The organism is Colwellia sp. KU-HH00111 (assembly GCF_040362745.1).
Classification (GTDB): Bacteria; Pseudomonadota; Gammaproteobacteria; order Enterobacterales; family Alteromonadaceae; genus Colwellia.
In genome coordinates this window covers 144,805-156,371 of sequence record NZ_BAABWO010000011.1, presented here as the reverse complement: position 1 = coordinate 156,371, position 11,567 = coordinate 144,805, and the positions used below count along the sequence as shown (strand labels likewise).

7 protein-coding genes are annotated in these 11,567 nt (G+C 32.6%); all 7 read right to left on the bottom strand.

Annotated features, from left to right (window positions below):
* Positions 1-55: 55 nt before the first annotated feature.
* Complete coding sequence (locus ABXG98_RS17450; protein WP_353539981.1) at positions 56-448, bottom strand: hypothetical protein; 393 nt, start codon at positions 446-448, stop codon at positions 56-58.
* Between the two features lie 148 nt (positions 449-596).
* Entirely contained in the window at positions 597-5,189 is a 4,593-nt protein-coding gene (locus ABXG98_RS17445; RefSeq protein WP_353539980.1) for an nSTAND1 domain-containing NTPase, read from the bottom strand.
* A gap of 3 nt (positions 5,190-5,192) precedes the next feature.
* Complete coding sequence (locus ABXG98_RS17440; RefSeq protein WP_353539979.1) at positions 5,193-7,010, bottom strand: hypothetical protein; 1,818 nt, start codon at positions 7,008-7,010, stop codon at positions 5,193-5,195.
* On the bottom strand, positions 7,004-8,596 hold the full coding sequence (locus tag ABXG98_RS17435; protein ID WP_353539978.1) for a hypothetical protein: 1,593 nt from the start codon (positions 8,594-8,596) through the stop codon (positions 7,004-7,006). Before ABXG98_RS17435 ends, ABXG98_RS17440 begins: the two co-directional genes overlap by 7 nt.
* Before the next feature lie 710 nt (positions 8,597-9,306).
* Positions 9,307-9,489, bottom strand: a complete 183-nt coding sequence (locus tag ABXG98_RS17430; protein ID WP_353539977.1) for a hypothetical protein — start codon at positions 9,487-9,489, stop codon at positions 9,307-9,309.
* A 310-nt stretch (positions 9,490-9,799) separates the two neighbouring features.
* The gene (locus ABXG98_RS17425; protein ID WP_353539976.1) at positions 9,800-10,141 is read right to left on the bottom strand and encodes a hypothetical protein; all 342 of its coding nucleotides are present in this window, start codon (positions 10,139-10,141) and stop codon (positions 9,800-9,802) included.
* Positions 10,142-10,418: 277 nt separating this feature from the next.
* The gene (locus tag ABXG98_RS17420; protein ID WP_353539975.1) at positions 10,419-11,042 is read right to left on the bottom strand and encodes a phospholipase A2 family protein; all 624 of its coding nucleotides are present in this window, start codon (positions 11,040-11,042) and stop codon (positions 10,419-10,421) included.
* Positions 11,043-11,567: the final 525 nt, after the last annotated feature.

Genomic DNA, 11,567 nt, shown 5'->3' with positions numbered 1-11,567 from the left:
CACATTTTGTCATAGGATTAAGCTTTGAGTTCCTATGAAAAACATACACTCTCCTTTATTGCTTAACAGCGACAACACCGGTCACGTTACCGGTTCCTGTATTGATTAGCTGAAGTCCTGGTGCAATAAATTCATTACCAATAGCGATAGCAAAATTTTTAATATCTGAAGATGATGCAGCACCATTTTTTTTGCATATAGATTGATCTATGGCGTATAAGCCCAAAACGCTGTCATTCCCTACGTTTTGAATTACCGCATGAGAAATATCTGAACGATCAAGAGCAATAGCATGTACACTCAGGCATTTACCTTCTGATAAATCGCTCAGTTTATCAAAGATTGTTTCCGCTAGTTCGGCAGCAGCCATAGCAGCTAGTTTATTGGCATGCGCCAAATTAGCATTTAGAGACAGTGCTAGTATTGAGATCGCTAGAGTTTTATTCATAATATATTCACCTTTATAGAGCCTAAGCTTTGTAAGTTAAGGAATACGCCTTAGGTATTCCTAAAGCGTACGTACATTATGAATAAGTTGTTTTATAGATCTACGCACTAAACGTGACGCAGGTATGTGAAGTGCTATTACATGAAACTTAGTGATAATTAATACATTCCCGTTCTGATATTTGTTCACGGGTTAACATCGGAAGGAAGAATCTTTTTCTTTCCTCTGCTGATAAACATCGTTTGTTAATTGGCAGTTTATCTAAATTAACTTCAGAATTTTTTAAGACAGTTGAAATAGGTACGCGCCAAAGTAAATTTGAGTAGGTGATATCGAGATTGTCATCATTAATAGCTAATGAGTAATGCCTAAGGTTATGGTTATTAAATTCGCTAAAAATAGAGGGTAGATAAGCAATCGCTTTACCATCAACAGGTTGAACTGCGGCTATATAACCATCACTTTCTAGTGTAAATAAGGCTGCACTATCAGGAGTAAATATCGGGTTAATACTGTCATTTAACGTATATAGCTCCTCTAAGTTAGAAGTACCATATACTGTAGTATTACTTTTTTCTATATTACTTAGTGCAATATATTCACCGTTTGAACTAAATTCTATTTCCACTGAATGTATGTTCCTATTAAACGCAGACTTATTAAGCTCAGCTCCCGAAGAAAGAGACCAAAGGGTAAGTTTAAAACTACTTGTAGATTTATTATTTATTTCAACATCAGAAACAGTCATGAGAGTGTTTTTTTGAGGGCTATAAAATAACTTTAGTACTTTACCTGGTAAAGTCAGTGTATGAATAACTTCCATAGTTGAATAATTCCTAAGTTTTAATTCATTCTTTCCATTTGTGGTAATTAATGTGTTGTCATCAATAAAAATCAACCTATTTAGTAGTAACCGTGAATAATTAAATGTATGTAATAGTTCCAATGATTTAGCATTCCATACCTTTAATTGAGCATTATTGCCTGTTGTGATTATATTTTGACATGTAGAGTCAAAGGTTATTTTAAATATTAACCTGCCACTTGAACGTTCATCATATGAAGACGTTGTATCGTGTAATAATGTTTTTGTTTTTGAATAATTATCAATAGGCCAAAAATCAACAGAGCCATTATTTTTTCCTACGCTAATATATTCATCACCATTTTTACATTGGTGTATTTGAGGAGCATTAACACCAAATGCCAGTTTCCCTTTCACAAAGTTTGTTTTGTATAATTCTTTACCTGTTTTAGAATCTAAAACTTGAATATTTTTATTAGAGTAATTAACTACAAATTTGCCACTTGGACTATATTGCCCGCTAGCAGACTCTCGATATTTACTTTCAAAGATTTGTCCTTTTTGTTTAGGAACATTTAACTTCCACACATAGACTTTATTATCTCTTATCGCTAAAATTTTATTGTCATTCGACCATGCTAATGTCACCTTTTTTGTTTGACTTAATGAGCGTTCAGTTTTATTGCTCCCTAAAGAGTGAGTACTAAGTAAACGCATTGAGCTAATATCCCAAGTCGATATGAGTTTACCGTTATGAAAAGCAATCTTCGTCTTATTGGGTGATAAGGCATAATTGTTAAAACTGCTTGGCAACCTGATGTGTTTCTCAAGTGTTAACTGATCATTTTCATCAATAGTATAAAAGTTAAGTGAATTACCGATTGTTAATAAAGTCCTTCCGTTATTAATAAATTCAAGCCCCCTTAAACCATAGCCAGGATCTACGACGCTTGTAATATCTCCATTATGAATATTTAATAGCTTAACTTGCGGTGTTGATTGACCATTAATTGTTTCATTTACGTACACAGAGAGTAAATTATTCCCATCGTAAGCGATTAATCGATTTCTCTTTATTTCTTTAGAGATAAATGACTTTTTTAGGCCCGTTTTAATGTTGACCTGATGAACGTCTCCTGATGCCGATAAAGACACTATCTTATTTTTACTTAAATAACTCTTGAATAATTGTTCTGGATTACCGCCAAACTTCTTTTTAAAATATTCAATATCGTTAAATTTGTCTAATGTTTCAATATCCCAAAGGGTATGCCTTTCCATGTGTGTCGCTACAATATATTTACTATCGTCACTAATGATTGAGTCTAAGATAATAGATGAACTTTTTACAATACGATCATTGTTATTCGGTGGATTCATATCAATAATAACTTCTTTACTAGCACCTTTACGTTCACCACTTTCCTTATAAACTTTGATTGTTTTATCCGCAGAAATCGCCACTATAAATTCGCCGTTTCTACTTTGAGAAACATTCATAATGGGAAAATTTTCATTCACCTCAAAGTTTACCTTATTTGAAAGAAGCGAATAATTACCAAACCCTCGTTGGTTTACTATAAATATGCTATCGCCACTTACATCAAAAAAAGCATTTTTAATTTCTTCATCTGGCTCAAATACATAATCAGGTAATATAGATGAGTAAGATTTTAATAGTACTGAATTATCTTCAATTACAGGTCGTTCACCACCATAAATACCAGGGATTGCATTTAGACCTAATAATGTAGAAGTAAGATAATTACCACCCTCAAACTCTTTATTGGCTTTTGCCATAAGACCTTGAGAGCCAAGTTTTAGTAGTTCATGTGTTTTTTTATCTGCTAATCTTTCATTGATTTCTGCAACTTCTAAACTAGCTTCACTTTTATTCCACATTAAAAAAGCAATTCCGGCTAGTACCATCATTACAACAGCCATTCCTGCCACGAGCCTGAACCTATATTTCTCTTTATTTGCTTTGTCAGTTTCCTGCTGCATTGATTGAGAAAGGTATTTAACCACCCACTTATTATGAATTGTGCACTTTTCTTGTATCTCCTGAACGCGAGCAATGGATGCTGTATTTAAAAGTAAATCAGGGGTGACTGTACATAATCTTTCGTGACTGAGCCATGATAAATATTGCTCTTCTATACTGATGAACCATTCCAAGTAATCACAATATTCACCACAATATCTACTGAGTTCTTTCCATGAATTATCATCAACATTAACTAGTACATCATGAGTCAGCTCAAAGTAAACATCATTATTTAATCGGGCTTTAATCATTAGTTGCTTATCAACTAAAACTTCAAATAGTGGCAAAAACTCTTTATGTGCAATTTCTAGGTACTTTTTGTAAGCTCTTTTTTTTCTTAACTTGCCATCCCATATAGCAACAACTAACTCTAAAAATAGATTTATATTCATCGCCCCGTTATGAGCGCTAAACTCATCTACCTTCTCTTCGAGTACCTTGACAATCTCATCTTTCAGTCCATGAGATGTTTCCCCATTCCAGTACCTATACAAATAGAATGATAACTGTGGCAGAACATGTTCTAGGTGAATTGCTTCTTGCTCTATTTTATCTACTAATTCTTGGGGAAATGGCTTACCTAATTGCTCAGCAGGCTTTTCAATGATTTCTCTTATATTTAATGCCCGCTGTTGTTTGTTGCTATGCACTTCATAAGCGAAGTAATAATTTTTATAAATATGCTTTATGTCATCGCTTCTCATGCAAATAAAAGCATAAAGTTTATCTGGCAGGGCATTGGAAAGAGTTTTTAAAAAGCTGAGTACACTTTCTATTTCGGTTTGTTTGAAATCAGCACTAGTTGTTGCTTCTTCAAACTGGTCGATACATAAAAAAACAGGACTTTCTAGTTTCTCGATAATTTGTATTAATTTATCTTCCCAAACTTGGTTTAAGCAAAGTTCGGGCAGATTTAAAGGTTGTAGCTCAACTATATTGAGCAACAATGCTTTTATAAGTTGTAGTGCTTTGTCGTTTTTACCTTTAACTAGATTTGGCGTTATAGTACTTTGGTAAAAAATTTGACCAATATTTTTTTCAAGGGCAGGCAGTACACCAGCTTGAACAATAGACGATTTACCTGAACCTGAATGGCCGTGAATCATAAAAAGACTATTGGGATGTTTATTTATCTCGGTAATTGCATTTTGTATTTCTATGTCTCTGCCAAAAAATAACTCCTGATGTTCATATCTATAACTGTGGAGCGATCTATAAGGGTTTTCTATTTTTGAGAAAAGATCATAACCCATAATTTCTAATGCTTGCTGAATATGGCTTACAGGGTGTAGCGTGATGGTTATTTTTTTTGATTCGGCTAGTGCTTTAACCCTATCTCTAGTATTCTGCTGGATATCATCATTATTTATACTCGGAAAGAAAACACGATAGGGGCCTGGTAAGTTTTCTTGCCCTTCAATAAAATTACATGTGTTATTAATTTTATTGTCAAGCTCATTTATTTTCTCTATTAAACCCTCATCTGTGACGATACCTGTAAAAAAATGCGTACCTTCATTCGGTTTCTTCAGTGTGATTTTTTGCAAAAAGTTTACGGCAAGAGTAGCGGCATAACTTAACCCTGCACTTTTACTATCAGCAGTAAGCCCTCCATTTATAGGTTTATTCGTTTCTACATTAAGGAAGGCTTTGATAGACGGAAATGCAACTTTATGTTTATGCAATAGAATGTGATATGCAGCATTGGTGGCCTTTTTTAAGACTTGAATTTGGACTTCGTCAATATCTTTTTTTGCAAAATATCGCTCGGTCTTAACTTCAAAGTCAGATTGACCACCTTTATTACCATATGCAGCTTCGGTATCATCATTGCCAGTTGTGACCGTATATAAAATACCGTCATCACCTGTCACCATCATATAAAACATAGATTACACCTTCGATATCATCAGTCTAAGATCATCTAAATTAGGAGACTCTTCAAATAAAACAACACCGTAACCAATAGCTGTATAATTTGGTAAAACCTCTAGTGTTGCTTTTATGACTACCTTGTTATTCGACAAAACCACCACTTTAACTGGTTGATCTAAATATTTTTTAAATTTTATCTTAAGTGTCTTTTTACCTACTTCTTCATCAGGCCTAATTGAGATATGTACCTTATTTTCATTTCCTCTTGGCGTAATTTGAATTCGAATACCTTGGAAGTGGCTAACAATGTTGTACCACTTTGCTTTGTTTTCAGATGAAGCTAATTTTGCAGTAAAGCTAAAGCATTCTTCATAGTTATTTATTTTATCTATGTATTCTTTAAATAGATTTGATAAATCAAATAATGTAGAAGTTAACTCTCTATCAAAATACTCAAATGATAAATTAGTAAACTCGTCGTATACCACTGTAGATAGCTTTTCTAGTGTCTCTTTTGTCTCTTCATCCTGAAGAATATCAGCGGTTTTTCTTTTATATTGAAAAGCATTTTCGTGATGTATAGCGATATGAGCAAACTTTACATACCAACTTGTAATAAGTTGGTAATCTTCAGGAAGAGTTAATTGATCTATTTGGTTTAATTCTAATTCAGCATAGTGTTTGAACTTAAACTTTGAGAAAAGGGCTGCCAGTTGAATAAGTAAATTAAGCTTATCTAGATTTGAGCATGCGTAAACCTTAGACTTATTTAGGTTACTTAAGTACTGGCCACACTTTTTCAAGTCAAAATTTACAATATCTCGATATAAGTCTAATTTAGATGTCGCAAGGTAATGATTAAAAACTAATTCGGAGATAAAAGTGTTTTTTCCACTTTTATCAATATAAAAAAGAGCAAAGTCTAATCCTTTTCTATTGAGAAAATAGGCATTCGTTCTTCTGTTTAATTGCAGTGCCAGCTTAATAGCTTGTTCAATTAAAAATAAGCCAAGTAATGCATAAGTCTCTTGCTCTAGTGGCTTATCGCCTAGCGTTTTTATTTTTGCTACTAACACCCCAGTTAATGATTCAAGTTCAAATAGGTGACTAATACTTGTACTTGAAGTTTTCGATAACTGGCTTAAAACATGGTTGGTACTTTGTAAAATTTCATTACTCTCAAGCACTAAATGTGCCTGCTTTGTTTCAGTTTTGTTCCACTTAAAATAAAGCAAACCGTTTTGATTTTTATTATGTATATGTGAAATTTCAGAACTACGTAGGTTAAATATTTTCTTGCCATCATGATTCAAGGTAAGTGAAAAGTCACAACACTCCATGGCTTTAGATTCAATAAATGAGTTTGCTGTAGAGAAGTTTTCTAACTCAGCTTCAGCAGCTAATTTTACTATATGTTGTTTAAAGCCATTTTTGTACTCAGTAGATAAGTAATCTTTACTTTCGTTAATGCAATGTATATTAAGTAACTGAGCACTAATAACCTCAGAAGCTGGACTCTTGTTTTTCAGCATATCATTTGCAGCGACTACTTCTGGTATAGTGTTGTAAGGAATGATTGAAAAACTATCAGTTAACTCTGCGATTATTGATCTAATTTCATGATTTATACCATCATCAAGTAAAACAATATGCTGCTCTGACTCTATTGCTAATTTTATTATCTTTAATAATGAGTCTTCGTCAGTAAACTGTGCAAAGCGATAATCTTCAGCATTTGACCAGAATTTATTTAGACTTTTATTTAAAATAATCAACTCTGGCTTTATAAAAAGCGTACCATGCGCATTTGATGTAATGTTGTTAATTTCTAGCATGTTAGTACCTTTTCGTTATTCCATTTGTTATTTTGTTTAGGCTTGATTACAAATGGGTTTTTATCTTCTGGTAATTGACTTTCTGTTATCACACTCTTGTATGAACCATTACTATTTACCCAGCTATCAAAATAACTATCAAAGGATTCTTTCAACACTTCATCCATTAACACTAAATGTTGAGGTGGTTCATTAACGAAGCTTCGGTCTCTCAACGCTTTTAAAAATGCAAGCCAGTAATCATGATAGATATCAGCTGAGCTTTTAAAAATATAATTAAAAACATTAGTAAAACTCTGTTCTATTGTAGGGTGCTTATTCAAGTACTCTGCCAGAGACAATTCAAACCAAAACCTATGTTCTGGGTTCATTCTTCTGATATTGTCTGAAATCATTGTGATTTTGCCACTATAACGAAGTTCCTGTGGCTTAAAGAGTTCATCTGAATTGTTACTACGTCTGTTTTTACCATAGGGCTTAAACGTTTTGGTTAGCTCTGTTTCATCTGGCATTAATATTGACTTGATAACGGTTGGTAAAGTCGGCAATTCATTGTTATGTAGAGCAAAGCCTGTGTCATAAATGTCTATTTGACTACTATATTTATCTAACAGTGATTTTACTTTTCCTGTCAAATTAACAATTTCATTTTCTAACAAAGAGCTATTAGCAGCCCATTCATCTAAAAAGCTTTTCTGTTTTTTTAATTGATGATAACCCAATATAAAATTGGGAATGCGACCTTCACCATTTTTATCTTTAAATATTTTATCTGAATAATCACTCTTTTCTTTTATCTCTCTCAAACCTGCAATATCTTCAACCGTTATATTATACCTATCAACTAACTTGTTTAATTGAGAGTAAAAAAAGCGCTCTTTTTTATAGAGGGAATCTTCTATTTCTTCTATTATTCCATCGAATATATCCTTTATTGCTCTGATATCGTCACCAGATAATGGGTCAATTGATAATTTCTTCGTGCATTTCTTCGAACATTGGTTATTCCATAACAAAAACGTTTTATGCGCTAAACTACCTATCCTTTTCTCTACCTTAAGATCGTAACCAAATAATTCTTTATGCTTTTTAGTTACAAAATTCTCGTCTATTTTTAGCTCTCCTTCTGCAAAATATAAATGACAATGAGCAATCCAAGAGTGCAATATTTTTATAAAAGTATCTTTATCCATTTCACATAAATCTTGTAGCGCGTTATATACTTTTCTTACTGAACTTTCTTTATCATGCAGTTTTAACTGTGTTAAATAGTCCCCACCTAATTGCACTAATTTATTTATTAATTCAATTGAAGCTTTTAATAAATATCCGTCAAAGTTTTTTTCTTCTTTCAAGCTTTCGACAAGTAATTTAAAATCAGGCTTAGTAATTTTAAACCTTCTTTCTTCACGTATATCAGAACGAAATTCAATTTTAGAGAGCGCAGTCAGAGCATCATCACTAGTCTGTTCCTTTAACAGTTCAGCTAAAATGCTTTGTATATAATTATCCACGTCTTTAATGTGTCTTTTCTTAGACAATTTGTAAATTTTTTCTACGATTTCGATTGAATTATGGGCAGTCATTTATTTATCCCTAATAATTTAAGTCTTTTGTCATATTCATTCTGGTAGCCAGAGAAGTAATAAAAAATACAATACTCCATAGATGATTATTAATAATTTTGGGATAAGCTTGGTTCAGTTTATAAATCAATTTAAGCAATAGGTTTCCCATCAATTTCATTAAATTTAAGTTATCTTGTAAGAACTAATAATGATCTATATAGCATTTTATTTTAATACAATTATTGGTAAAGTATTTTTTACTCCAACTATTAAAAACATGAAAGATAACAAGAAAAAGATAAGTTAAATATACATTAAATGTGACGTGGGTGTAGATTCTTTGATTTGCTTCCTCTAAAAAGAAAATAATTTACCTTATTGAAGCCTGTGAATTTCTAGAAATAAAAAATATTAATTGCAAACTTATTAAAATATTCAAATTACAGACAAACAATACTCTCTTAAATTAGTTTGTTTAATAAAGGAGATAGAGAATTTTGTTTTTTTCACAATTTATTAAAACTATAGAACTCAAATTATTTAATGAAAATTCAAGAAAAGTATACTTAAAACACACGATATTGCATTGAATTAAACAGGTTATTGATAGTAATAATTGTAAAATAACAAGGGTTATTTTAAGGAATTAAATAATTGAAAAAGATATAGTATTGACAGTAGACCTTATAAAATAAAGCCTTTAGTTTGGATTGACCTTCGGCTTTAGGTCAACCCAGACTCACGAAGCCCACCTTTGCAGCGCGATTTGATGATGGCTGGTCACTTGCTTGAGCATTACTTTGCGCTTCAATAATCTTAACTGGCGTTTCAAGCGTTGTAGTTTGCTTAGCAAAACTTTGTTTAGAAGCTGCATTAGCTGTGCTTTTGGGGTCGAATTGTTCTACGGTCATGGCTCTCTCAACTTGAACTTTACAGCGTTTGCCGATGCCTTAACTTATCGTTTAATAAGCCATAGCAACGTCATAAATGGTGGTTTAACTGCCTTTATTGCAAAGTCAGGGTCTTTGTAAAGGCTTTAATGAATTGGGCGAGATTATACAGGAGAATATATTGCTTGTCTTTTGTGTTTTAATTGATAATTACAGCTTTATGAATGGTGGTTTTAGCTTATTCATTATTTAGTACAGGTTTTCTTTTAATAAGGGAAGATAAATTCAGATGGGCTTAATCTAACCCATCTGAATTCGTTCTCATAATACCTTACGAAACTATAAAGCAGCAACTCATAACAACTATCGAAAGTATACCTAATATAAGCCCACCTGTTTTCAGCAAAGAAAATTCTTTCTTATTTATTTTTTCAATATCTGCAATAAGTATTTTCACTTCACCACCAGAAATGGCATCAGCATGAATATCAGTAATAGAAAGTTCATGTGTTATACCTTGCTTAGTGATAACAATAACCTCATCACCTACTTCTAGGTATTTTGTCAGCTCAGCATGAGAATTAACATGAACCGTGTCAATGGCTTTCATAGAAGAGCATCCCCCCAGAATAAACACTAACAACGCCGTAAATAAAAGTTTTGATATATTCATCGCTATTTCCTTATGGTTCTATATTACATGGTGTGGATGGACACGAATTAACATAAAATGATTCATCAACAATTATGTAGTCTTTGCCGTAAGTACTATCAACTCTTAAATAACCACTGATATACATCATACCACCAGCAAGAGGTGTCTGTTTACTAATATCTTTATCGAATTCTTCTTGATGATTGTGAGCCATATGCCACTTATAATTAACTGGCTGACCTTTTGATAATGAACCATCTAAAATAAATGCTGAAGTCCACCCACGAACCGTTACTTATTGCTTATAAAAGATAGCTTCAGGCCCAGAAGTATTTAGGTAATTGCTTTGAATTGAAGCAATCACAGAGCTTTTCCAATTAGTGTAATCATTATCAGAATCACTCTCATTTAGTAAGTATAGATTGAGTAAGTCAAATTCCTCTGCTGTGGTTGGATTTCTCCCTACACGAGAATTAAATTCACTCTTAATGTAATCAAGCATACCTGAATTATATCTGTCAGTATACTTAGGAGTCGTAACACAGCTTTCAGTGGTTATATTGCTTTCCGCTTGCCCTGCAAATGAGATAGCAGTATTTACGCCGTAATTATAATGATCAATGCCATTGGCTTGAACCGCTTCAACAAAAGTGTCAGCATACACCTTACATAAAGGGTCAATTCCACATTCATCATAAAGATTTTCTCTAAACTCATGGTCGCATGTTTGTTGCGTTTTTCCTACCGTTTGATAACAGATATCATGAGCATTACAAGAAGGAGTAAAGTCTCCTGAGTATGGAGATGCTATAACTTCGGCAATAGATTCAACAAATTCACCATAATTCACCCCTATATCATCAAATGAACAACCATTTATCACTTTAGACGTCACTGGACAAAGGTGAACTGTAGCCATAGATAGGTTTGAAAAACTTAGCAAAACGGCAAACAGTATTATTTTTTTAACATACAAAATCCTTGTTTTTATTTTAAGTGAACTAAATCAGTTCGAGTTTATATTTTTAATCATCGCCAAAAATACCGTTAGTGCAAAAGCACAAACAGTTACGGTGATTTAATTTAATTTGATTTGATTATAATACTCCTTTACTTCAAGTAGTTGAACTTGAAAACATCCTGTTTCGGTAGATATATTACAACCCACTTTGTATATAGCAATACAATTATATTTTTTAGTTGGCGAATAATCAATTCGGTTGCTCTAACTACCTCACCCAAAGTAACTTGTGCTTATTGTAAGTCATTCAAAAAGGAAGTAGATGAAAGTATCAAACGATTCAATAGTTAACATTGTGAACCATTCACCAAAAATCATTTTTCAAAGTTCGACAATCACTATGTTAGGCAGGTTGTCGAGTATCTAAATTATTACCAGGATTAACTGCCCATATTAATAAAACTCAGCAATAATACTCACTGG

Bases quoted from the DNA above. Each gene is read 5' to 3' on its own strand.
- ABXG98_RS17450 (WP_353539981.1), bottom strand. From the start codon at position 448: ATGAATAAAACTCTAGCGATCTCAATACTAGCACTGTCTCTAAATGCT.
- ABXG98_RS17445 (WP_353539980.1), bottom strand. From the start codon at position 5,189: ATGTTTTATATGATGGTGACAGGTGATGACGGTATTTTATATACGGTC.
- ABXG98_RS17440 (WP_353539979.1), bottom strand. From the start codon at position 7,010: ATGCTAGAAATTAACAACATTACATCAAATGCGCATGGTACGCTTTTT.
- ABXG98_RS17435 (WP_353539978.1), bottom strand. From the start codon at position 8,596: ATGACTGCCCATAATTCAATCGAAATCGTAGAAAAAATTTACAAATTG.
- ABXG98_RS17430 (WP_353539977.1), bottom strand. From the start codon at position 9,489: ATGACCGTAGAACAATTCGACCCCAAAAGCACAGCTAATGCAGCTTCT.
- ABXG98_RS17425 (WP_353539976.1), bottom strand. From the start codon at position 10,141: ATGAATATATCAAAACTTTTATTTACGGCGTTGTTAGTGTTTATTCTG.
- ABXG98_RS17420 (WP_353539975.1), bottom strand. From the start codon at position 11,042: ATGGCTACAGTTCACCTTTGTCCAGTGACGTCTAAAGTGATAAATGGT.